We start from the raw sequence: 22,397 nt of genomic DNA on the forward strand, positions 1-22,397 counted from the left end.
CCGACCCGATGCGAAGTACCATCCTGCGCGGGGGAGGGAGGCCGGCGTGGAGGAGTGGGCCCTGCCGACTGCTGTGACGCGTCGTGATGATGCCGGTGCCGAACGTGGGGCACCTGATGCCGCTGTGACGCGTCGTGACGACGGTGGTGGTCCCTCCGCGCTGCTGCGCTTACCGTCGGTGCTGGCCGAACGGTTCGTGGTGGTAAGGGAGTTGCCGCACCAGGGGCGAGAGGCGGATGTGCTGCTGGTCCGCGACGCGGCGGGGGGCGAGTTCGTCGCGAAGGTGTACCGCAGCGGGGTGCGGGTCGCTCCCGAGGTCTGGGAGCGGTTGCGGGGACTGGACACCGGCCATGTGGTGCGCGTGGTCGAAACGGGATTCTCGGACGGCCGTGACTTCGAGGTGTCGGAGTACCTCCCCGGAGGGTCGCTGGAGGACCTGGTCGGGGCTGGGACCGTACTGTCGCCGGCTGTCCTGTCCGGGCTCGTCTCCCAGTTGGCGGAGGCGGTCGAGCAGCTGCACGCGGCGGGGATCGTGCACGGCGATCTGAAGCCGTCCAACGTGCTCCTGCGCCGGAGGGAACCACTGGAGCTGGCGCTGGCGGACTTCGGTGTGAGCAAGTCCCTGGACGCGACGTCCCGGTTCACGCAACGCGTGTTCGGGACGCTGGCGTATTCGGCACCGGAGTACGTGTTCGGCGCGGAGGTGTCCGGTGCACAGGACTGGTGGGCGGTGGGGATGATCACCCGGCAACTGGCCACCGGCCGTTCACCGTTCCGGGGCCTGTCGGAGCAGGCCGTCCGGCATCATCTGGCGACCCGGCCGGTCGATGTGTCGGATGTGGCGGACGAACGGTCACGGCTGTTGTGCAGGGGGCTGCTGGTCAGGGACCCGGTCCGGCGGTGGGGTGCCGCCGAGGTGCGCGGGTGGCTCGACGGCGGCACCCCGGAGGTGGCGGAGGAGTCACCGGCTCCCGGCACCGAACCGGCGAGCGCCACCGGTCTCAGGCCCCTGCGGTTCCACGGGGTGAAGTACACCGAGAGAAGGGCACTGGCCCGGGCACTGGCAGCGGACTGGGAGACCGCCGCACGCCGGTTCTTCGTGTCCATGGGAGACCGGGACGACCCCAGCCAGGGCTGGCGCCAACTGCGCGCCTGGCTGGCGCAGTTCGAGGATCCCGACCGCGACGACGTCGAAGACCTCGTGGACCTGATCGACCTCCACCTCCCGGGAACCGACGCGCCGGACGTGAAGCTGCTGCGGCTGCTGCACTGGCTCGATCCGACGATGCCACCCGTGTACCGCGGCAAGCGCCTGCTCCCCGACGATCTGCTCACCCTCGCCGAACACGCCTCGTCCGCCCACGACGAGGCCGGGCGCCGGACCGCACGCGGGCTCGTCGACGAGTTGTACACCCGCGACCTGCTCGCCACCCTTGCGACGTTCGGCGAAGGCGCTCACCAGCTCGCCGGCGTAGACCGTCGTTGGCGTGATCTGCATGCCCGGTGGGAACGACTGCGGGAGTCGGCCGCGCTGCCGTCCAGGATCCGCAAAGAGCTCATGGGCGCCGAGATCCGCGTGGAGGCGCTGGCCATCGCGGTGTCCCCGGAATGGGCCCGGGCGCTACGACAGCGGATCGAATCCGCCGCGGCGCCCGTACGCGGCAAGACCGGCTGGTTCGACGCGCTGCTGGCCGACGGCGGCGACCCCGTCCGTCACCTGGCAGCCACGCGCACGCTGCCGACGGCTGTCGCCGAAGCCCGCCGCCTGGAGGAGCTGCGCCGCGCGCACGCAGCCGCGGCGACGGACCATCCACCCGAGTGGCAGGACCCCGGGGACCGCGGCCGGTCCGGCACCCGGGAGGCGGTGCTGCGCGCCCTCGGCGGGGTGGCCCTGCTGTTCGCCCTGCCCGTCGGTGTGCCGCTGTTGCTGGGAACCCTGATCGGCGACGGAGACTTCCTGCAGCGGTTCATCCCCGCCGCCACAGTGATCTGCGGTGTCCCGCTCGCCTGCGAACTGGTGCTGGCGGCGAAGCTGGGACAGGTCTACCACCCGCGGTGGTCCCTGCAGTCCCGCCTCGCCGGCATCTTCCGCGGCCTGCCCGGCCGGCGGCACACACTGGCAACGCACCTGTGGCCCATGCGCAGGCGCACGAAGGTCCTGGGCGGGGGCTGCCTCCTGTACATGGCCATCGGCACCGTGACCTGGGTGATCGTCACCCTGCGGGTGTGGTCACCGGTTCCCCTCGTGGTCGCGGCGGGGTACGGGCTCTGGACCTTCGTCCGCTACCGGGAGGGGCGCACAGCGCACCAGGCACAGCGGACGCAGCCTCTGGGGGAGCGATGAGCGGGCCCAAATGCACGACGTACCGGCGTGACCGGTCCCTCACCGCCGCGGCGTTGCGCGCGGCCGCACGAGACGCCGCGGTGCGCGAGGCCACGCGACGCCGTGCGGAAGCCGCCCGCGAGGCAGCCCTCCAGGCCGCGGCCGCCCGGGACGCGGCGGTACGCGGGGTGAAGACACGCAACGCTCGCATCACGGCCCTCTCCGTGTCCTGCCAGGACCTCAGGGAGCAGTACGGTGCCGCCATCGTCGTGACGCCTCCCGAGCCCTTGCAGATCGGCACGCAGTCCACGTCCCGGCTGGAGGCCTGGTGCGCCGAGGCCGACCGCGCGCTGGCCGCCGCGGAGCGGGAACTGCGGGAACAGGCCGCTCGCGCCGTCGCGGCCGCTCTCTTCTCCAGCGTGACCGGGCACACCGCCGAGCGCCGTCTGGTCGACGCCGCCGAGCTGTTCGCGGCGTACGCAGAGGACACCGAGGACGCAGAGGACACAGCCGCGCGCGAGGATGTCGGACAGACCCTGACCCGGGTCCTGTCGCGCCTCCTCCCGGACTGCGACGAGGGCCACCGGGCGGAGGCTCGGCAGGCCGCCGCGCGGGTGGCCGAGGCGGCCACGGCCGACGAAGCACGCACCTGGCTGACCGAGACGAGGCTCCGGGTCCAGCGTGCCAATGCCGCCGCGGAGGCCGGGCGACGCGAGGCCGGCGAAGCGATCGCGCTCCTGCACGACCTCCAGGACGCCCGGGCAGCGGACGCGGACCCGGTGCGGGCCCTGCTCACGGAGGTCGTGGCCGGCCGCCGTACCCTCGACGAGCCGCTGCGCCGACGCGTGGCCGACTGCCAGGCCGCGGCCGAAGCGGAAGCCGAGCAGCAGTACGTGGTCAACACGGTGGCCGACGCCCTCACCGACCTCGGCTACCAGGTCAGCCAGGGATTCGAGACGCTCACCGTCGCCGACGGCACCCTGCGCCTGTCACGGAGTGAATGGCCCGAGCACGCGGTCAACCTGGTGGTCGACCAGCAGAGCGGTCAGCTGCGTACCGCCGTGGTGCGCACCGTTGCCGGAGGCGACGACGACGCCGCACACACCGACGTCGAACGAGAGGAACAGTGGTGTCAGGACTTCCATGAACTGCGGGGCCGCCTCGCGCAGGCGGGACTGAGCACGGACGTCCAGGTCGCGGTCCCGCCCGGACAGGTTCCCGTGCCCCTGGCCGTCTCCCCGGTCGCCCCGGACACGCGGGCCCGGCCCAGGCACCGGGAGCGTGACCGGTGACCCGCCCGACGGACCGCACCCGCGCCTCCGACGGATCGGCGCCGGCGGGGCCGTCGTTCGTCCGGGAGTTCGAGGCGACTCTTCCCGTGCACTCGCAGTTCGTGCTGTGGGGGAACCGCCATGACAGCTTCCTGTTCCGGGGGTCCGCCGACGCACGCCCCCGTCTGCTGTCCTTGCCCGACCTGCTCTGGGAGACGCTCCGTACGAACGGATACGCGTTCCTGCTCGTGCACGACCCCGTCGACGGCCTCCGGGTGCACCTGCCGGCCGGTGCCACGGCCGAGGAGGCCGACCGGGCCGAGGCGGCCGTGGCCCGGCTGCTTCCCCGGTTACCCCGGCCGGGAACACGGCCCTCGCTGGAGACCCTGCGCGGCCTGATGGCCGAACTGGCCCGCCCCGCACAGCCGGTCCGGGCGGCGCTGGCGATCGACGACGCCTCCCGCATCGCGCGCAGCGCGACGGACATGGAGCCGAACGAGCGCAGCTTCTTCAGGTTCTGTGCCGGGCTCTCCCGGACCGCCGTTGCCGTGGGTGCGCCGAGCGGACGTACGACCCCGCTCTACAACCCGGTGATCTGGCTGGCGGACCGTGAGGGCGATCTGCCGGTCTGGCTCACGTCGGCCAACGACCAGGTGCGGTCCATCGGGGTCCCGGTTCCGGATCTGGGCGACCGGCAGGCCACCGCGCGCCTGCTGATGAAGCTCTTCGGCGTCACGGACCTCGGCGCCGACCCACAGGCGTCCGAGGTGTGCGACGCGTTCGCGGCCCAGACGGACGGACTCACTCTGCAGGCGATGATCGAGGTCACGCGGCTGGCCCGGGACCGCGGCCTGACGATGACGGAGCTTCCGGACGCGATCCGCATCTACAAACTCGGCGTCATGGACAACCCCTGGAAGCGGGAGTACCTCCGCAGACGGATCACGGACGGCCAGCACTCGATCCCGCGGCGCGTCGTCGGACAGCCGCAGGCCGTCACCAAGACCCTCGACATCCTGAAGCGGGCTGCCCTCGGGCTGTCCGGCGCGCAGCAGTCCACGTCCTCCACCCGGCCGCGCGGCGTGCTGTTCTTCGCCGGCCCCACGGGCGTCGGCAAGACCGAACTGGCCAAGGCCGTCTCGTCGTTGGTCTTCGCGGACGAGTCCGCCTATCTGCGGTTCGACATGAGCGAGTTCTCCGCGGAGCACGCCGGGGACCGGCTGATCGGGGCACCGCCCGGGTACGTCGGCTTCGAGGCGGGCGGCGAACTGACCAACGCGGTGCGGCAACAGCCGTTCCGGGTGATCCTCTTCGACGAGATCGAGAAGGCCCATCCGCGGATCCTGGACAAGTTCCTGCAGATCCTCGAAGACGGCCGGCTGACGGACGGACGCGGCTCGACGGTGCACTTCACCGAGTCCGTCCTCGTGTTCACCTCCAACCTCGGCATGTACGTGGACGACGGCAGCGGCCGGCTCGTGCCCCACGTCCACCCCGACATGCCGTACGACGAGATCGAGGAGCGTGTGAAAGCGGCGATCAGCGACCACTTCACCCGGGTCCTCGGCCGGCCCGAGCTGCTCAACCGCTTCGGGGACAACATCGTGGTGTTCAACTTCATCGACCACGAGGCGGCCACCCGCATCTTCGGCCTCCAGCTCGACAACATCATCTCCAGGGTCCACGAGGAACAGCGCATCGTCCTGGAGGTGGACCCCGAGGCCCGGGCCGCACTGCAGAAGTCCTGCACCGGCAATCCGCGCATGGGCGGCCGGGGCATCGGCATGGCCCTGGAATCGCAGTTCGTCAATCCCCTCGCCCGGGCCCTGTTCGACCGCGGCTCGGCGGCCGGCGCACACGTCCGGGTGACCCGCCTGCGGCGCGAGGGCGACATCGTCTCCGTGGAGCTGGCATGACGGACTCCCCCGCCGCTCCCCGCCCCGTCGAGCTGATGCTGAACAAGGCGCACTACCCGGTGACCTCGCTGGGCCCCGGGACCCGGGCGGGCATCTGGACGCAAGGCTGCACGATCGGGTGTGCCGGCTGCGTCTCCCAGGACACCTGGACGGCCGACCCGGGCACGCTCGTGGACCTCGCGGCACTCCAGGCCTGGCTTTCCGGCCTGCCCGATCCGCTCGACGGGATCACCGTCTCGGGAGGAGAGCCGTTCCAGCAGCCGGAGGCACTCGCGGCGCTCCTGGAGTGGGTCCGCGCCTGGCGCCGAGAGCGGCCCGCGCCCCTGGACGTGCTCGTCTACAGCGGGTACTCCCTCGCCCGGCTGGAGAGGGAGCACGCCACGCTCCTCCGCCAGTGCGACGCGGTGATCACCGGCCCGTACGTCGAGCGCCTCAACACTCCGGGACTGCGCTGGAGAGGTTCGAGCAACCAGCGCCTGACCCCGCTGACCGATCTCGGGCGCGAGCGGTACGAGGGGACCGGCTCCGTCGACTCGGCACCGCCCATGCAGGTCGCGGTGGCCGACGGCCGCATCTGGTTCATCGGCGTACCCCGCCGGGGCGACATGGACCGCCTGGGCTCCCGGCTCCGCTCGGCCGGCATCACCCTGGAAGAGGTGTCATGGCGCAGCTGATCTGTCTGTCCTGCGGCCTGGAGGCGGAGGAGGACGATCTCGTCTGCCGGGGATGCTCCGGGAACCTCAGCCGTCCCGCCGTCGCCCGGTACCCCCTGCCCGGGCAGCCCCCGCACCCGCCGGCGGCCGGGCCGGAGACCTCGGGAGCGGTGGGCGAGGGCGATCCGGCCGAGGAGAGGCAGCCCCGGCTCTGCCCGCACTGCGGGGCCCCGGTTCCGGTGCCGGCCAATCAGGTGTGCGTGGTCTGCCAGCGGATACTGGTCGAGCCGCGCCCGTCCCGTACGGCCGGCTCCGGCGAGCGGGCCGCGGACGTGCAGGCGACCCGCCACGACGTGCCCACCACCGTCCTGCGGATCCGGTTCGGGGCGGTGGAGCGCACCGTGACGCCGGGCAGCACGCTGCTCCTCGGCCGCGCTCCGGCCGCCTACACGACGCACAGCCTGCTGGAACGCCACGACAACGTCTCCCGTCAGCACGCGACCGTCGGTCTGGAACCGGACGGCACCGCATGGGTGCGGGACGAGCACTCCACCAACGGCACCTTCGTGAACAGCAGCCCGGTCAGCCCCGGTGCGCGGACGCCCCTGCGGGACGGCGACGTTCTGCGGCTGGCCGCGGACTGCACGCTCTCGATCACCGTCGATCAGCCGGGTGAAGCGGACCGGCGATGACCAGGTCCCGGGAAACGGCCGAAGTGACCAGCACCGCGACGACCCGGGAACCACGGTCGGTGGCCGCTCACTGAAAACCGAGGCCGGCCTGGCCGACGCGGCGCTCTGCCGCACCGGTTCAGTCGCACCCCTTGGTGCTGTCGGCCGTGACCGCCTGGGCCGTGTACGGGCACTGGAAGCCGATCCACCGCAGTTGCTCCCACAGTTGTGACCAGGGCTTCAGCGGGCCACGGCACACCATGAACTTCTGGCCGTCGTCGGACACGGGCAGGTCGTTCTCGTACGCGCCGCGCTTCTCGCAGGACTGGAAGAGCTTGCCGAACTGCTCCGGGTCCACGCCGATGGTGATCACGGTCGTCTTGTCCTCGCCGGGCCGGCCGAAGTCGGCGTACGAGTTGTGGCCGCTGTACGCCTTCGGCAGCCCGTACCGCGGCCCCCACTTGTCGATCGCGCCGGCCTGGCCGTAGTGGTTGCCGTAGATGACGGTGTGGGCCTGCTCATCCGGTGGCAGCGAGTGGTAGATGGCGCCCACCTGCCGGGTCATCGCGGGCCAGCCGGCCTGGTCGAACTGCGTGATGGCCGCACTGCTGAGGACGGCGTTGCCCGCGTACGCGTCGATCGGGAGCGTCGGCAGCAGCAGGATCGCGCAGCTCACCGCGTTGAGCCCGGTCAGCCCGCCGATCACCGCGAACCGCTTGACGCTGCGCGCCCACCGGTCGACGACCACGGCCCCCGAGGCGAGGAGGACGTACTGCAGCGAGGTCGTGTAGGCGCCCTGTCCGCCGACGGCCAGCAGCAGGACCACCATCAGCAGGTACGACCAGCCGACGAACCGGTAGGCCCGCCACTCGGGACGGCGCAGCAGCGCGACCAGCCCGGCGATCCACACCGGGCTCAGGAAGATGCCGACGAGGAGGAGCTGCATCGGGACGAAGGTGCTGCGGGACAGGGTCTCCAGCGCCTTGGACAGCGCGGCGCTCATCTCCAGCTGCGGCAGGCCGTGCGTGATCTGCCAGATCAGCACCGGCGAGGCGATGGCCACGGCCACGCCGACGGCGGCCGGGAAACGCCAGGTCCGCAGCACCCACCGCGGACCGGACACCAGCAGCGCGGCCCCGAGGCAGAGGAGCAGGAGAACCAGCAGGTACTTCGCGGTGAGGCCGACGCCGGCCACGACGCCGATCGCCCACCACAGCCGGGTGTCGCGGGTGCGCACCATCCGGATCAGCAGCCAGGACACCGTGACCCAGGACAGCTCGTCCCAGTTGTTCGTGCCCATGATGTGGCCGGTGAACATGACCACGCCCGACGCGAACGCCATGCACGCCGCGAGTGTCTGCGCCCGGGAGCCGCCGCCCAGCTCGCGGGCGATCAGCGGGGCGAGCAGTACGGCGACGGAGGCCAGCAGCGCCGGCACCACGCGGAAGCCGAGGAGGTTGTCCCCGAACACCGCCGTCTCGGCCTTCGCGACGAGCGCCACGAGCGGCGGCTGGTCGATGTAGCCCCACGCGAGATGGCGGCTCGCCACCCGGGTGTACAGCTCGTCCACGTGGTAACCGTGCCGGGTGGCCAGCGCCAGCAGGCACACCGTCATCGCGGCGGCGGTCAGCGACACCGGCCGCCACGGCACGGGGGTCGGCCGGTCCGGCGGCGGGGACGCCTCTTGTTCCGGGGAAGCCGTCGCTGTCGCGGAAGTCATAAGGGACTCCGTTCCGTAGTGGCTCGCTGCCGTGCCGGTGCCGGACACGACTCAGCGCTCCACTATCGACGCGTGCACGGCTGTCCTCCACGAACTTGAACCGTGCCGACAATGCGCAGGCCGTGGGCTACGCCGGGGACGGGACGCGGCTGGCCTCGGAGTTTCATCCACGGGGCAACTTCGTGGCGATGGCCGCCCCGCCGCCGGGAGACTCGGTGACGTCCGCTGCCGTCACGCGGGAAAGGCACGGCATGACCGCATCCCTGTCGCGCAACCGGAACTACCGCATCCTCTGGTCCGGCATGTTCCTGTCCGAGATGGCCGCCGAGATCGCGTACATCGCGTTCCCGCTGCTCGTGCTCGCCCACGGGGGCTCGGCGGCCGCGGTCTCCGGTGTCGCCGCGGTGCTCGCCGGAGCCCGTACGCTGGTCAGCCTGCCCGCCGGAGCGCTGGCCGACCGTGTGCACCGCAAGCGGGTGATGGTGCTGGCCCAGAGCATCCGGACGGCGGCGATGCTCGGTGTCGCCGTCACCGTCCTGCTGGGCACCTGCCCGCTGTGGCAGATCCTGCTCGTAGCGGTTGTCGAAGGCGCGGCCGCCGGCGTCTTCGTACCGGCCGAGAACGCGGCCCTGCCCCAGGTCGTACCGGAGCACCAGTTGCCGCAAGCGCTGGCGGGCAACGCGGCCCGGCCGTTCGCCGCGCTGCTGATCGGTCCGGCGCTGGCCGGCTTCACGTTCGGGCTGCACGAGGTGCTGCCGTTCGCGCTGAACACGTCGGTGCTCGCGGTGTCGTTCGGGGCGCTGGCGGCGCTGCACCTGCCGCGCCGTGCCGCCGGGCCCTCGGCCGGTGAGACACCTGCGGCGGCCGCCGCGCCCCGGCCCGGCGGGTTCGGGCCGCTGCTGCGGATGCGCACCATACGGGCGACGATGGCCTGGATCGTCGGCGTGAACCTCTCGTTCCACACCCTGGTCGTGCTCGTCCTCATCGTGTCGGGCGAGGACGGCGTCGCGCCCGGGCAGATGGGCCTGATGATGACGTGCTTCGGCGCGGGCGGCTTGGCCGGCGCCCTGGCCGCGGGCCGGCTGCACGCGGCGGCACTGTCGCCGGCGGTGCTCGTCATCGGCTCGACCTGGGTCTTCGCCGCTGTCGCGGGCGCCATGGCGTACGCACCGCGGGGCGTGCCGCTCGGCATCCTGCTGGGCGTGGCCGCGATGGCCATGCCGGTCGGGAGCACCGCCGTGATCACCTGCCAGCTGGCGGCCGTGCCCGACGGCTTGCGCGGGCGCCTGTCCGGTCTGGTCGGTACCGGCTCCGAACTGGCCGCCACGGCCGGCCCCGTGACCGCCGGTGTGCTGGCCACCGCCACCCGGGACGGCTCCCTGAGCATTCTGGGCGCGTCCGCGCTGCTGGTGGTCGTCGCCACCGGCGTCACCTCCAGCCCGACCCTGCGCCGTCTCGCGCTGCCCCGGCCGTCGGCCGCGTGACCGCCGGCGCGCTCCTGACCACCGACAACGGAGGACGATGATGCTGAAGCTGCGGTTGCGCGACGAGGACATCGCCGCGATCGAGAAGATCACCGCGGAGGTCGCGGGGCGCTTCTCGTCCATCGAGGATCCCGCGCTGCACCGGGCCGCCCCGGTCTACGCGCACGAGCTGCCGCGCGCACTGCGGACGGCGCTGGTCGACTTCAAGCTGACCGAGCCGTCGGGCGTGGTGGTCGTGTCCGGCCTGCCCGTCGACGACGCGGCGCTCGGACCCACCCCGCCGGACTGGCGCGACAAGGCCGCACCGGACGCGACGCTGCGCCTCGACATCCCGTTCCTGCTCATCGCCTGCCTGCTCGGCGAGCCGATCGCCTGGGCCACCCAGCAGGACGGGCGGGTCATGCACGACATCTTCCCGATACGTGCCCACGAGCACGGCCAGATCGGCTGGGGAAGCGCGGAGACGCTCACCTGGCACACCGAGGACGCCTTCCATCCGCTGCGCACCGACTACCTGGGCCTGATGTGCCTGCGCAATCCCGACGGGGTGGAGACGACCTTCGCCGACATCGCCGACGTGCGGCTCGACGACGTGACGCGCGAAGCCCTGGCGGAGGAGCGTTTCAAGATCCTTCCGGATGACTCGCACCGTCCGCAGAACCAGGTCGCGGGCGGCCAGGAGGATCCGGAAGCGGCCGAGCTGATGCGGCGCAGCGCCGAGCGGGTGGACAGCGCCCTGCGGTCCCCCGAGCCGGTCGCGGTTCTCTTCGGCTCGCAGCGGGACCCGTACCTCCGACTGGATCCCTACTACATGCAGGGTGTGCACGGTGAACGCGAGCAGCGGGCCCTGGAGGAGATCGGCAAGGCGCTGGACAGCGTGATGGACGGGGTGGCCCTGCGGGCCGGCGATATCGCCTTCATCGACAACTACCGTGTGGTGCACGGCCGTAAGCCCTTCCGGGCGCGTTTCGACGGCACCGACCGCTGGCTGCGCCGGCTGAACGTCACCCGTGATCTGCGCAAGTCCCGGCACGCACGGCTCACGGCTCAGTCACGGGTCATCTACTGACGGGACGCCGCCAGGTGACGGGCGCCTCACGTGGCGGGGCCGACGAGGTCCTGGGTGCCGAGGACGGTGACGAGGGCGAGGCGTTCGGCGTCCTCGGTGCCGGGTTCGGCGGTGTACACCATGATCCGCAGGTCGCTGCCCGCCACGGTGAGGATGTCGCAGTCCAGTGTGACCGGTCCGGCCTGCGGATGGTCGATCGTCTTCCGTGAGCCCTGGTGGCGGCCGGCGGCGCCCGCGTCCCACAGCTCGGCGAACCGCTCGCTGCCCGCGCGCAGTTCGGTGATCAGCCGCCGCAGCCGCCGGTCGGCCGGGTAGCGTTCGGAGGTCTCGCGCAGATCGGCGACGAGTGCGGCCTCCTGGTCGCGCTCCGCCTGCGGCGTACGCCGGGCGCCGGGCCCCGGACCGAGGAAGTGGCGCCACACACCGTTGCGTTCGTAGCCGCGCCGGCCGGACGGGTCGCCCATCAGGGCCGCGTAGGGCGCGTTGGCCAGGAGCAGGTTCCAGGAGGCGTCGAAGACGGCCACGGGCGTCCCCGTCAGGCGGTCCAGCAGCCGCTGGACGCTCGGGGTGAGGTACGTCGGCACCGTCTCGGGGCCCGGCGGCACGAGGCCGGCGAGCCGGAACAGGTGCGCGCGCTCCTCCTCCGTCAGCCGCAGCGCGCGGGCCAGGGCCTCCACGACCTGGGACGAGGGGTGGGTGGCCCGTCCCTGCTCGAGCCGTGTGACGTAGTCGACGGAGATCCCGGCCAGCATGGCCAGCTCCTCGCGGCGCAGCCCTGCCGCGCGCCGCTGTCCGCCGGCCGGCATCCCCGCCGCCTCGGGCCGGACCCGGTCGCGCCAGCGGCGCACCGCCTTGCCGAACTCCGCCGTCGTCATGCGCCCAGTCTGCCCCGCCGAGCGGGTGCGTGCCTGGTACCGCTGGTCCCAGGAAGGCGGGACTCCTGGCTGCGCGGGCGGCCGGAATGGACGGTGGGGGCATGACGACGACACTGATCACCGGAGCGAACAAGGGTCTCGGCTACGAGACCGCCCGCCGCCTCCTTGGCGCGGGACACACCGTCTACGTCGGCAGCAGGGACGCGGACCGCGGCCGCCGCGCGGCCGGGCGGCTGGGCGCCGGAGCCCGGGCCGTACAGCTCGACGTCACCGACGACGCGTCCGTCGCGGCGGCGGTGCGGACCATCGAAGCCGACGGCGGTCTCGACGTGCTGGTCAACAATGCCGGCATCGAGACGCGCGGCCCGGCCAACGAGGTGCCCACCGCCGCGAACACCACCGCCGGCATGATGCGGGAGGTCTTCGAGACGAACGTCTTCGGCACGGTGCGCGTCACCCACGCCTTCCTGCCGCTGCTGCTGCGGTCCGCGTCGCCGGTCGTGGTCAACGTCAGCAGCGGCCTGGCCTCGCTCACGCTCGTGACGCGGCCGGGCCACCCGGCCGCCGCCTATCCCGGGGTGGCGTACCCGGCATCGAAGACGGCGGTCAACATGATCACCGTCCAGTACGCGAAGGCGTTCCCGGCCGCGCGGATCAACGCGGTGGAGCCGGGCTTCACCAGGACGGACCTGAACGGGAACACCGGGACCCAGACGGTCGAGGAGGGCGCCGAGATCATCGTCCGCATGGCACGGCTGGGCCCGGACGGCCCCACCGGCGGGTACTTCGACGCGGCGGGTCCCCTGCCCTGGTAGCCGTCCGCAACAGGACAGGCGTGGCCCCGCGTCGCACAGGGCGAGCGTGGCCGGGGCGGGCCGGCTGATCGTCGCCCACGCCGGCCGGTTCCTCGCTGCCGGACAGCCTTCAGGCCGCCTCGGTGTTGTCCCGCTCCAGTGCCGTGCGCAGCCACTCGTCGGCGGAGCCCGGGGTCGGTCGTGGCCGGCCGCCCGGGGGCGTCAGCACCACGGACGTCAGTTCCCAGTAGCGGTCCAGGCGCGGCGCCGCCGCGAGCCGCGCGGCCAGCAGGCGGCGGAAGTCCCGGGTGTCGGGGCTGCGGCAGGCGGTCGCGTACGCCGTCACGTAGGCCTCCAGTGCCTCGCCCGGGTGCGGCTGCCGGGCCCGGCGCAGGTGCGGGGCGGCCAGTTCGTAGGCTTCGGCGAGTCCCTCGTACAGCGCGGCCGCGCCGCGGGCCCCGGCCGTCCGGTGGATCTCCGGCTGGGGCTGCCGGCCGGCGGGGCAGGGGGCTGTCGTCATGGCGTGCAGCCGGGTGAAGGCGAGTACCTGCGCCGGGTCCGGCTCGTCGGGCGGCTGCGGAACGGCGACCTCCAGGAACCGGGCCGTCGCCCGGGCCGGCATCCGCGGCGGCAGCCAGGCACGCCAGAACCGGGCCAGCGCCGCCGTGCTCGGCGGGACGCTCACCGCGCCGATCAGCCGCAGCCGGTCGGCGCGTTCCGCGGGCGGGCACTCCCGCACCAGCCGCAGCGCCGCCTCCCGCCAGCGCAACGCCTTCAGCTCGCCGCCCAGTTCGCGCAGCCGGCCCGCTACGGCGTCCTCCAGCACACGGCCCGCCGCGTCCTCGTCCTGAACGATCCGGCGCACCTCGGGCAGCGGCAGGCCGAGGGCGCGCAGGGAGCGGATCAGCCGCAGCCGCTCCAGCGCCTCGGGGCCGTAGCGGCGGTGTCCGCCGCCGCTGCGGGACGCCTCGGGCAGCAGACGCCGGTCGGAGTAGAAACGGACGGTCTTGACGGTGACGCCGGCGCGCTCGGCGAGTTCGCCGATGCTCCACAGCACCTCGTGCGACGCGGACAGTTGAACCTCCCTCTGGGGGAGTTCCTACGGTACCGGCCTGCGGGTCCGGGCGGAGGTCCCGGTCCGCCGGCCACGGCGCGCGATCGGCGCGGTGGCGTGTGACGAACCGAGGAGAGGGCCGATGGCCGTATTCATCATGGTGGCGGGCGTGTTCACCGGCGCCCACGTGTGGCAGGAGACGGCCGCGCGGCTGGTCGCGGCGGGCAGTGAGGTGCACGCGGTGCCGCTCAGCGGAGTCGGCGCGGGCCGCCCCGCCACGGCGGCCGGTGTCGACCTGGAGACGCACATCGCGGACGTGGTGTCCGTGATCGACGCGGTGGACCCGGCGTCCGGCCCGGAGATCGTGCTCGTCGGCCACGACTACGGCATCCATCCGGTGCTCGGCGCGGCCGACCGGCGGCCGCAGCGTGTGGCCCGCGTGGTGTACCTGGACTGCGGGATGCCGCGGGACGGTGTCCCCGCCCTGGCCGCCGTGCCGGACCAGGCGCTGCGCGCACGGCTGGCGGAATGGGCCGAAGACGGTGTGAGCGAGGGCGAGTTGGCGCCGCCCGGCCGTGACGAGTGGCAGCGCTGGGGCAGTACGGCCGGCGTCGGGGACGCGGCACTGGACCGGCTCACGGCCCTGGCCGCGCCGCAGCCCCTGGGCACCCTGCTCCAGCCGCTGCGGCTGACGGGAGGGGAGGCCGCCGTGCCCACCACCGGGGTGCTGTGCACCGGGAACGGCGTCAGCGTCGACCTGGTCCAGCGGCTCGTCGACTTCGGCGACCCCGCGCTGGCCGCCCTGACCGGCCCTCGGGTCACCTTCTTCGAACTGCCCACCGGACACTGGCCGATGCTGTCCTGCCCGGCCGAGCTGGCGGACGTCCTGCTGCGTGCCGCGGCCGGCGAGGGGCGCCGTCTGCGGCCGGCCGGCGCCGGCGCGCCGCCCCCGCACCTGCGGCCGTTCCCGCTGGACGTGCCCGAGGTGCCCCGGGACCGCGAGGGCCGTGTCGACCTCTACGCCCCCGACGCCGGAGGACCGCGGCCGGCCGTGGTCTTCGTGCACGGCGGTCCGGTCCCCGCCGGCGCCCGGCCGACCCCGCGCGACTGGCCGACGATGGTGGGCTACGCCCGGCTGGCGGCCGCCGAGGGCATGGTCGGCGTGACCCTCGACCACCGGCTGCACGACATCGGCGACTACCCGCGCGCCGCCGCGGACGTCAGCGCCGCGGTGGAACGGGTGCGGGCCGATCCCCGGGTGGACGCCGACCGGATCGCCCTGTGGTTCCTCTCCGGCGGCGGCCTGCTCACCGCGGACTGGCTGGCCGGTCCACCGGCCTGGCTGCGCTGCCTGGCCGCCGCCTATCCGATCCTGGCGCCGCTGCCCAACTGGGGGCTGTCCGGCACCCGGTTCCGGCCCGACCTGGCGGTCGCGGGCGCGGGCGCCCTGCCCGTCGTCCTCCTCCGGGCGGGGCGGGAGACACCCGAGATCGCCGCCACCGTGGAGCAGTTCGTGGCCGCGGCCGGGGACTGCGGGGCCCGCCTGGAACTGGTCGACGTCCCCGACGGCCACCACGGCTTCGAGACCGTCGACGCTCCCGGGCAGGTCCGCCCGGCCCTGCGCCGCGCCATGCGCTCGGTGGTGGCCCACCTGACCGGCTGACCCCCGCGCGTCACACCGCCCGGTGTTCCGCGCGGGGCCGGACTCCGCCCCCGGGCGGGCTCAGTGGCCGAACGTCAGGCGCGGTACGGCGTTGCGGGCCAGGGCGTGGGCCTGGTCGGGCCACCAGGCGCCGGCGGGCGGGTCGACGACGCCGTACTCGGGGTCGACCGTGCCGCCGGTGCCGCGCGTGCAGCCGCCGTCGGACTCACCGGGGACCTTGACCCACAGATAGGCGTCGACGAGCTGGGTGCCCGTCGCGGAGGTGGGGCGCGGGCCGAGACCACGGCCGGGCGCGTTGCACCAGGCCTCCGGGTCCCCGCTGTACTTGCCGGGCTCCGGGGTCCAGGCGCCCCGGCCGTTGCGGCTGGTGTCGATCACGAAGTGGCGCAGTGCGCCGGCCGGCGGGGTGCCGGCGTATCGGTCGAACCAGGCGTCGGTCCACTTCCAGGTGGCGGGGTCGGCCGAGGAGACGCTGCCGCCGGGGGTGCCGTCGTTGGGGGCGGCGGACGAGTAGTACTGGTCGGCACACCAGTCGGTGTGGCCGCGTGCGGCCTCGGGTCCCTCGGTGGCGTACCACATGCACGTGGCGATCCAGGTGCCGTACCGGGCGTTGTGGTCGGTGGGGTGGGTGTTGGACACGTTCAGGGCGAAGCCGTCGCTGTACCTCACCCCGGCGTCGAGCAGCCGCTGCGCCATGTCGCCGACGGACCGCCACTGGACGTTGCCCGCGTCCAGGTAGACCGCGGTGTGCCCGCCGGCCTTCAGGGTCCGGACGGCGTAGGCGAGGTCGGCGATGCGGGCGGCCGTGCGTTCGCCCGTCGGGTCGGTGGCGGGACCGCACTCCCTGGGCAGCAGGGCCAGGCCGTCGGGTTCGACGACGACCACCGCCTGGTCGCCGGCGATGCCCGCGGCGAACGCGTCGATCCACTGCCGGTAGGCGGCGGAGGAGGCCGCTCCCCCGCTGGAGTACTGCGCGCAGTCCCGGCCCGGGATGTCGTAGGCGACCAGGACGGGGGTCCGGTGCGCGGTCCGGGCCCGGTGGACCAGCGTGCTCACCTTGGCGCGCACCTCGTCGGGCGTGCCCTCGGTGAACCATGTGGCCTGCGGCTGGCTCGCGAGCCGGGCCATGTTCGCGGCGTCCTCGATGTCGCCGTCCCTGAAGTCCGCGAGAGCCTGCTGCGCGGCCTTGCCGTGCGGGTCCGCGTAGAACTTGGTGGCGGGGGTGAGCGCGTCCTGCGTGGGTGTGGGCGTGGCCTGGGCCTGGGTGGCGGTGAGGGCGGCGCAGGCGGTGAGCGCCGCGATGACGGCGCCCACGCGGCGTCGTAGGGTGCGTGGTGGCATGGCTGCTCCTGGTGGAGGGGCGGAGGGGAGAGCGCCCACCGCCCGGCGGGGTGCCGGCCGCCGGGCCGCGGGTGTCCCGGATCAGTAGCCGTAGATCATCTTGTAGGCGACCTCGGGGAGGAACTGTCCGGCCGAGGAGCCGGCTCCGACGCCGCAGTTGCCGTCGGACTCGCCCGGGGCCTTGATCCACAGCAGCATCTCGGCGCCGCCGCCCGTCCGGGTGGGGGTGCCGATGCGGCGCCCGGACGGGTTGCACCACTGGCCGTTGGAGCCGTTGCCGTTGCGGCTGGTGTCCACGACGAACGGCTTGGTGTAGCCGTAGCGGGCGCTCAGTTCGCTGTTGACGGCGTTGCCGAACGTGACGTTCTCCGCCGTGGTGAAGTAGTTGGAGATGTTGAGCGAGAAGCCGTGGGCCTGCCGGAGGCCGGCTTCGTGGAGGCGCTGGGCCATGGTCGCCGGGGAGACCCAGCCGGGGTTGCCGGCGTCGAGGTAGACCCAGGTGTTGGGGGCCTGCCGGCTGAACTGGGTGAGGGCCCCGGTGAGCATGCTCTGGCGTTCGGCGATCTGGGCCTGGGTCATGCAGCCGTAGTCGCCGAGGGAGTCCGGTTCGAGGATCACGGCGGCCGGGCGGCCGGCGATCCCGCCGGCGAACTGCGCGATCCAGGTCGCGTAGGCGGACGGCGAGGAGGCTCCGCCCGCGGAGTGCCCGCCGCAGTAGTCGCGGTTGTAGATGTTGTAGGCGACGAGGAGGGGCAGTTTGTCGGAGGAGTCCGCCGCTCCCGCGTACGCGCCCGTGGCGGTGCCGATGGAGCCGCTCCACGACCCGAACCAGCGGGCCATCGGAGTGTTGGCGATGGAGGTGTTGATCGCGGACGCCCGGCCGTCGCCGGGGTTGGCGGCGACCCACCTCTTGGCGCTGGAGTCGGGGTCCACGTAGAACCCGCTGGTCATCGTGGTCGGGTCGGCGGCGTGCGCGGACGGGGCGACGGCGAGCGCGAGCGGCAGCGCGAGGAGCGCTGCCGTGAGGGCGCGGATGCTGCGGCGCATGGCTGTACCTCGGTTTCCTGGCAGGGATGCGTCGCACGCTCTCGTCCCGTGCGTGCGACGCGCTGAGGAAGTGCGGTGGCACGGCGTCCCCGGGTGCCGGCGGGCTCTTCCGGCGGGAACGACACGCCGAGGGACCGGCGATACGTACTGGGAGCGCTCCCATTGGAAGCGCTCCCAGTCGTATCGAGAGCCCTCGGGTGTGGTCGGTATCGTGGGACGGGCCGGAAAGACTGTCAAGAGGCGGCGTACGACGATCCGTCAGATGATCGCTCTTCACAGGGCGGTAACAAGGCTCTACAGTCCGGGAACTGGAAGCGGTCCCAGTGTCCGCGCCCACCTCCGCACCCGCCTCCGTATCCGCCCTGTCCGGCCCAGAGGGAAAGGTCCACGGTTCATGACCGAAGCCGCGCCGCGTCGGCAGCCGACGCTCGACGAGGTGGCCCGGCGCGCGGGCGTCTCCCGTTCCGTGGCCTCCCGCGCCCTCAACAACGCCCCGCACGTCAGCCGCGCCAAGCGCGAGGCGGTCGAACGGGTCGTCCGGCAACTGGGGTACGTACCGAACCCGACCGCCCGCGCCCTGGCCACCCGCCAGACGGGAGCGGCCGCCCTGGTCGTCTCGGGAGAGGATCCGTCGATCTTCGCCGACCCCTTCTTCGCGCAGGTGATCGTGGGGGCGTCGGCCGCTCTGGAGGAGGCCGACCTGCATCTGATGCTGTGTCTGGCCGCGTCCGACCGGGGCCGCGAGCGGGTGGGGGAACTGCTGCGGTCCAAGGGCGCCGACGGCGTCATGCTGATGGCGCTGCGCGAGAACGACCCGCTGGTCCGGATGGCCGAGCAGGCCGAGATCCCCGTCGTGTTCGGCGGACGCCCGGTCGGTCCGGCTCCCCGGTGGTACGTGGACGTCGACAACGCCGGCGGGGCGCGCGAGGCGACCGAATACCTGCTCTCGCGTGGCCGGACCCGCGTGGCCGCCCTCTGCGGGCGCCTGGACACCGAGGTCGGGCGTGCCCGCTACCGCGGCTACCGGGACGCGATGCTGGCGGCCGGGCTCGCTCCGTTCCCGCCGCAGGAGGCGGACTTCACCGAGCCCGGCGGAGCCGCCGCCATGGCCGCGCTCCTGGCGGAACACCCGCTTCTGGACGGGGTGTTCGCCGCCAACGACAACATGGGGGCGGGGGCGCTGCGCACACTGCGCGCGGCCGGCCGGCCGGTGCCCGCCGCCGTCTCCGTGGTCGGCTTCGACGACCTGGCCGCGGCCCGGATCGCCGATCCCCCGCTCACCACCGTCCACCAGCCCGTCGAGGCGCTGGGGCGGGAGATGGCGCGGATGCTCGTCGCGCTGATCGGCGGGCAGGACCCCACCCCGCTGATCCTGCCCACCCGCCTCGTCATCCGCTCCAGCGCCTGAGCACCCCGCCCGGCCGGCCCGGCGTGCCCCGCGCCCCCGGCCACCTGCCCCTCCCCCGGCGGTCCGGCCGGCTTCCCGTACGGGTGGTCCGGCTCCCCGCGAGAACGCGCTCGTGGGACCGTTTCAGGGCGTGGTCAGCTCGAACCGCGTGACGCGGACCGCGCCGCCGAGCGCCTGCGTGGCGTGGTTGAAGAGGGCGAACCGGTACCCCATGAAGAACCGCCAGTCGTTGCCCATGGAGAAGGCGGGTCCCAGGCGGGTGAAGGTGGTGCCGTCGGTGCTGTAGGAGAAGGTGCCCGGACGTGCCGAGCCGGGACGGATGTCCGCGTTCGCGCGCAGCCAGATACGGCCGCCCGGCACGACGGCGCTCGCCAGCTCGGTGCCGGTGGCCGTGGTGTTCCAGTTGCTGTCCATGGCCAGTCCGCCGACCATGACCACCCGTGTCACACCGCCGTCGCGCTTGACCCCGATCCAGGCGGAGGAGTCGCGCAGCAGCGCCAGCCCGGCCCGGTCGCCGTCCCGCATGGCGGAGTGGTCGAGCTGGACCGTGGCGGTGGAGGTGGGTCCCTGGATGCGGTGCGTGAGGGTGTTGCGGGCCCAGTACAGGTCGTCGGTGACGGTCGCGGTCCGCAGGGTCAGGCCGCCGCCGACCGACCACTTGGTGTTGTCCGGGTTGTGGTTCCACTCCCACCTCGGGTTGAGGGCGGGGCCGTCGAAGGTGTCGACGCCGGTCATGGGAGCGACCTGGCGGGGCGGAGCGGGCACGGCCGGGCTGGGATACGTGGTGCCCCACGCGCCGTTGACGAGTTGGACGACGGGCCAGCCGTCCGAGGTCCAGGACACCGGGGCGAGGACGGGCATCCGGCCGCCGGGGTACGCGTCGACGAAGGCCATGTAGTACCAGGCACCGCCCTGTGTCTGCACCAGCCCGCCCTGGTGCGGGACCCCGCCGCCGGGCAGCGGCCCGCGCAGGTCGAGGAGCACCTGACGCATCGTGTACGGGCCGAACGGGCCGCTGGAGGACTTCAGGACGTACTGGCCGTTGGCGGGCCGGGTCACGAAGATGTAGTACTGCCCGTTGATCTTGTAGAAGCGGGAGCCCTCGAGGGTGCCGACGCTCGACGGTGCCGTGAACACCTGCTGCGTGCGGACCTGGGTGCGGCCGTCGGACGAGAGCTGGGCCACGCTGAGGGTGGTGTTCCCGTACGCCACGTACAGGGAGTCGTCGCTGTCGACGAGCAGCCCCGCGTCGTAGTAGGGGGTGCCGATCGTCGTCAGCCTGTTCCACGGCCCTTCGGCGGCGGTGGCGGTGTAGACGTACGTCCGGGCGAAGTCGATCTGGCCGAGCCAGTAGAACGTCTTGTTGCTCGGCCGGTAGGCCAGTGACGACGCCCAGACGCCCCGGACGTAGCCCCGGGCGCCGTTCAGGTCGTACTTGGCGCCGAAGTCGAGCACGGGTACCGAGTGGCCGGCGATCTCCCAGTTCACCAGGTCGTACGAGCGCAGGACCGGCGCGCCCGGCGAGAAGTGCATGGTCGAGGCGGAGGCGTAGTAGGTGGCGCCGACGCGGATGACGTCGATGTCCGCGAAGTCCTGCCAGATCACCGGGTTCGTGAACTCCGTGGCGGCCGCGCGGTCCGGCCCCCGGGCGGGAGCGGCGGCGGCGCCGGAGGCCCCGGCCAGCGGGAGCACGGCACCGGCGGCCAGGCCGGCGGCGGCTCCCAGGGCGCTGCGGCGCGACACGGGCGACTGACCGGTACATGACATATCCACGGCACTCTCCTGCGTGTTCGTCATTTCGAACGATGGTCGACTTACCGAGCAACTCGGATGATAGGGGGGTGGTGAACCACGTCAATACCCCTCGCACGCATCGGATGACCGCACGCAACTTTCGAAGAGTCGGGTGCCGAGCACGCCCTCGCGGTCGCGGGCCCGCGCACGAGGCGCGTGAACTCCCCCGTAGGCTGCGGAGGTTGGGATCATCCCCGGGAGAGGGAGCGGCACATGGCGACGGCGATCACGTTCGCGGCCTACGGAGGGCCCGAGGTGCTGGCGGTGTCCGAGGTCGAGGAGCCGGTGGCGGGCCCCGGCGAGGTGCGGGTGCGGGTGCGTGCCGCGGGGGTGAACCCGGTCGATGTGAAGGTGCGCCGCGGTGAGTTCCACGGCATGACCCCGGCCTCGTTCCCCCAGCGGCTGGGCAACGAGTTCGCCGGGGTGGTCGACCAGGTCGGCGCGGACGTCACCGGGTGCGCCGTGGGTGACGAGGTGCTCGGCTACACGGCCATGCGGGCGTACGCCGACGTGCTCACCGTCCCCGCCGACTCGGTGGTGCCGAAGCCCGCCGGGCTGCCCTGGGAAGTGGCCGGCGCGCTCTCCGCCGCCGGGCAGACGGCCGTCAACGCGCTGCGGGAGCTGAAGGTGACGGCCGGTGAGACCCTGCTCGTCCACGCCGCGGCCGGCGGTGTGGGCACCGTGGCCGTGCAGTTGGCCCGCCGCCTGGGGGCCCGCGTGATCGGCACCGCCAGCGAGCGCAATCACGACTACCTGCGCTCCCTGGGCGCCGATCCGGCGGCCTACGGCGACGGACTCGTGGAGCGGGTCCGCGCACTGGCACCCGAGGGGGTCGACGTGGTGCTCGACGCGGTCGGCGGGGCGGCGGTCACCGCGTCCCTGGAACTGGTGGCGGACCGCAGCCGGATCGGCACCACGGTGGACCAGCGGGCGGCGGACGAACACGGCATCATACGGCTGCGGGGCGCGCGCTCCGCGGCGGTCCTCGCCGAGTTGGCGCGCCTGGCGGCGGCCGGCGAGCTGGTGCTCCCCATCACGGCCGCCTATCCCCTGGCGTCCGCCGCCGACGCGCACCGCGACGTCGAGTCCGGCCATGTCCGCGGCAAGGTGGTGCTGACCGTGCCGGCCGCCGGCTGAGACCGGGCGCGCCGCCCGGCGGGACGCTCGCGGGCACGCCCCCCGCGCGGTGCGCCGACGGCCCGCGGGCGCGCCGCCCGGCGGGACGCTCGCGGGCACGCCCCCCGCGCGGTGCGCCGACGGCCCTTCCGCCGGGCGGGGCGTTCCGGCGCGCCGTGCGCGCCCCCCGACTCCGCC

General features: G+C 73.4%; 17 protein-coding genes. 11 read left to right on the plus strand and 6 right to left on the minus strand.

From position 1 onward, the window contains the following. The first annotated feature begins 124 nt into the window (after positions 1-124). The 5 genes from ACH4OA_RS13835 to ACH4OA_RS13855 are packed head-to-tail and all read left to right on the plus strand — an operon-like array spanning position 125 to position 6,855. Entirely contained in the window at positions 125-2,344 is a 2,220-nt protein-coding gene (locus tag ACH4OA_RS13835; RefSeq protein ID WP_397969118.1) for a protein kinase, read from the plus strand. After that, on the plus strand, positions 2,341-3,615 hold the full coding sequence (locus tag ACH4OA_RS13840; RefSeq protein ID WP_397935841.1) for a hypothetical protein: 1,275 nt from the start codon (positions 2,341-2,343) through the stop codon (positions 3,613-3,615). The genes ACH4OA_RS13835 and ACH4OA_RS13840 overlap by 4 nt, the downstream gene beginning before the upstream one ends. Continuing rightward, positions 3,612-5,510 (plus strand): AAA family ATPase, encoded by a 1,899-nt coding sequence (locus tag ACH4OA_RS13845; RefSeq protein WP_397969120.1) that lies wholly within the window; start codon positions 3,612-3,614, stop codon positions 5,508-5,510. Before ACH4OA_RS13840 ends, ACH4OA_RS13845 begins: the two co-directional genes overlap by 4 nt. Then, complete coding sequence (locus ACH4OA_RS13850; RefSeq protein WP_397935845.1) at positions 5,507-6,184, plus strand: 4Fe-4S single cluster domain-containing protein; 678 nt, start codon at positions 5,507-5,509, stop codon at positions 6,182-6,184. Before ACH4OA_RS13845 ends, ACH4OA_RS13850 begins: the two co-directional genes overlap by 4 nt. Beyond that, positions 6,172-6,855: an FHA domain-containing protein gene (locus ACH4OA_RS13855; protein WP_397946430.1), complete on the plus strand. Its 684-nt coding sequence runs from the start codon at positions 6,172-6,174 to the stop codon at positions 6,853-6,855. The genes ACH4OA_RS13850 and ACH4OA_RS13855 overlap by 13 nt, the downstream gene beginning before the upstream one ends. A gap of 118 nt (positions 6,856-6,973) precedes the next feature. Here ACH4OA_RS13855 and ACH4OA_RS13860 read toward each other — a convergent pair whose 3' ends face one another. Further along, positions 6,974-8,554, minus strand: a complete 1,581-nt coding sequence (locus ACH4OA_RS13860; protein ID WP_397969122.1) for a glycosyltransferase family 39 protein — start codon at positions 8,552-8,554, stop codon at positions 6,974-6,976. 251 nt (positions 8,555-8,805) lie between these two features. Here ACH4OA_RS13860 and ACH4OA_RS13865 point away from each other — a divergent pair, with 251 nt between their 5' ends. Both ACH4OA_RS13865 and gntD read left to right on the plus strand, forming a co-directional pair. Continuing rightward, entirely contained in the window at positions 8,806-10,038 is a 1,233-nt protein-coding gene (locus ACH4OA_RS13865; protein WP_397969124.1) for an MFS transporter, read from the plus strand. Positions 10,039-10,075: 37 nt separating this feature from the next. Beyond that, positions 10,076-11,107, plus strand: a complete 1,032-nt coding sequence (gene gntD, locus ACH4OA_RS13870; RefSeq protein ID WP_397969126.1) for a guanitoxin biosynthesis L-enduracididine beta-hydroxylase GntD — start codon at positions 10,076-10,078, stop codon at positions 11,105-11,107. A 26-nt stretch (positions 11,108-11,133) separates the two neighbouring features. On the opposite strand, the gene ACH4OA_RS13875 is transcribed toward gntD, so the two are convergent. Continuing rightward, entirely contained in the window at positions 11,134-11,982 is an 849-nt protein-coding gene (locus ACH4OA_RS13875; RefSeq protein WP_397935850.1) for a helix-turn-helix transcriptional regulator, read from the minus strand. A gap of 101 nt (positions 11,983-12,083) precedes the next feature. On the opposite strand from ACH4OA_RS13875, the gene ACH4OA_RS13880 reads away from it, so the two are divergent. Continuing rightward, positions 12,084-12,797, plus strand: a complete 714-nt coding sequence (locus ACH4OA_RS13880; protein ID WP_397969127.1) for an SDR family NAD(P)-dependent oxidoreductase — start codon at positions 12,084-12,086, stop codon at positions 12,795-12,797. Between the two features lie 109 nt (positions 12,798-12,906). Here the strand turns inward: ACH4OA_RS13880 and ACH4OA_RS13885 are convergent, their stop codons facing one another. Beyond that, a complete protein-coding gene (locus ACH4OA_RS13885; protein ID WP_397969364.1) occupies positions 12,907-13,851 on the minus strand; it encodes a MerR family transcriptional regulator in 945 nt (314 codons plus the stop codon). 121 nt (positions 13,852-13,972) lie between these two features. Here ACH4OA_RS13885 and ACH4OA_RS13890 point away from each other — a divergent pair, with 121 nt between their 5' ends. Next, positions 13,973-15,493, plus strand: coding sequence for an alpha/beta fold hydrolase (locus ACH4OA_RS13890; RefSeq protein ID WP_397969129.1), 1,521 nt, complete (start codon positions 13,973-13,975; stop codon positions 15,491-15,493). Between the two features lie 60 nt (positions 15,494-15,553). On the opposite strand, the gene ACH4OA_RS13895 is transcribed toward ACH4OA_RS13890, so the two are convergent. Both ACH4OA_RS13895 and ACH4OA_RS13900 read right to left on the minus strand, forming a co-directional pair. Continuing rightward, positions 15,554-16,834, minus strand: a complete 1,281-nt coding sequence (locus ACH4OA_RS13895; RefSeq protein WP_397935853.1) for a glycoside hydrolase family 6 protein — start codon at positions 16,832-16,834, stop codon at positions 15,554-15,556. An 81-nt stretch (positions 16,835-16,915) separates the two neighbouring features. Further along, on the minus strand, positions 16,916-17,881 hold the full coding sequence (locus ACH4OA_RS13900) for a glycoside hydrolase family 6 protein (protein ID WP_397969130.1): 966 nt from the start codon (positions 17,879-17,881) through the stop codon (positions 16,916-16,918). Between the two features lie 394 nt (positions 17,882-18,275). Here ACH4OA_RS13900 and ACH4OA_RS13905 point away from each other — a divergent pair, with 394 nt between their 5' ends. Continuing rightward, entirely contained in the window at positions 18,276-19,289 is a 1,014-nt protein-coding gene (locus ACH4OA_RS13905; protein WP_397935855.1) for a LacI family DNA-binding transcriptional regulator, read from the plus strand. Between the two features lie 123 nt (positions 19,290-19,412). On the opposite strand, the gene ACH4OA_RS13910 is transcribed toward ACH4OA_RS13905, so the two are convergent. Further along, positions 19,413-21,056 (minus strand): glycoside hydrolase 43 family protein, encoded by a 1,644-nt coding sequence (locus ACH4OA_RS13910; RefSeq protein ID WP_397969132.1) that lies wholly within the window; start codon positions 21,054-21,056, stop codon positions 19,413-19,415. Positions 21,057-21,296: 240 nt separating this feature from the next. Between ACH4OA_RS13910 and ACH4OA_RS13915 the strand changes: the two genes are divergently transcribed. Then, entirely contained in the window at positions 21,297-22,220 is a 924-nt protein-coding gene (locus ACH4OA_RS13915; protein ID WP_397969133.1) for an NADP-dependent oxidoreductase, read from the plus strand. Positions 22,221-22,397: the final 177 nt, after the last annotated feature.

This window comes from Streptomyces sp. NPDC017095 (assembly GCF_044332325.1).
In the GTDB taxonomy this organism is placed as follows: Bacteria; Actinomycetota; Actinomycetes; order Streptomycetales; family Streptomycetaceae; genus Streptomyces.

Excerpts from the sequence above, each read along its gene's own strand:
- ACH4OA_RS13865 (WP_397969124.1), top strand. The coding sequence starts at position 8,806 with ATGACCGCATCCCTGTCGCGCAACCGGAACTACCGCATCCTCTGGTCC.
- ACH4OA_RS13905 (WP_397935855.1), top strand. The coding sequence starts at position 18,276 with ATGACCGAAGCCGCGCCGCGTCGGCAGCCGACGCTCGACGAGGTGGCC.
- ACH4OA_RS13850 (WP_397935845.1), top strand. The coding sequence starts at position 5,507 with ATGACGGACTCCCCCGCCGCTCCCCGCCCCGTCGAGCTGATGCTGAAC.
- ACH4OA_RS13840 (WP_397935841.1), top strand. The coding sequence starts at position 2,341 with ATGAGCGGGCCCAAATGCACGACGTACCGGCGTGACCGGTCCCTCACC.
- ACH4OA_RS13860 (WP_397969122.1), bottom strand. The coding sequence starts at position 8,554 with ATGACTTCCGCGACAGCGACGGCTTCCCCGGAACAAGAGGCGTCCCCG.
- ACH4OA_RS13900 (WP_397969130.1), bottom strand. The coding sequence starts at position 17,881 with ATGCGCCGCAGCATCCGCGCCCTCACGGCAGCGCTCCTCGCGCTGCCG.
- gntD (WP_397969126.1), top strand. The coding sequence starts at position 10,076 with ATGATGCTGAAGCTGCGGTTGCGCGACGAGGACATCGCCGCGATCGAG.
- ACH4OA_RS13895 (WP_397935853.1), bottom strand. The coding sequence starts at position 16,834 with ATGCCACCACGCACCCTACGACGCCGCGTGGGCGCCGTCATCGCGGCG.
- ACH4OA_RS13890 (WP_397969129.1), top strand. The coding sequence starts at position 13,973 with ATGGCCGTATTCATCATGGTGGCGGGCGTGTTCACCGGCGCCCACGTG.
- ACH4OA_RS13910 (WP_397969132.1), bottom strand. The coding sequence starts at position 21,056 with ATGTCATGTACCGGTCAGTCGCCCGTGTCGCGCCGCAGCGCCCTGGGA.
- ACH4OA_RS13855 (WP_397946430.1), top strand. The coding sequence starts at position 6,172 with ATGGCGCAGCTGATCTGTCTGTCCTGCGGCCTGGAGGCGGAGGAGGAC.
- ACH4OA_RS13875 (WP_397935850.1), bottom strand. The coding sequence starts at position 11,982 with ATGACGACGGCGGAGTTCGGCAAGGCGGTGCGCCGCTGGCGCGACCGG.
- ACH4OA_RS13880 (WP_397969127.1), top strand. The coding sequence starts at position 12,084 with ATGACGACGACACTGATCACCGGAGCGAACAAGGGTCTCGGCTACGAG.
- ACH4OA_RS13915 (WP_397969133.1), top strand. The coding sequence starts at position 21,297 with ATGGCGACGGCGATCACGTTCGCGGCCTACGGAGGGCCCGAGGTGCTG.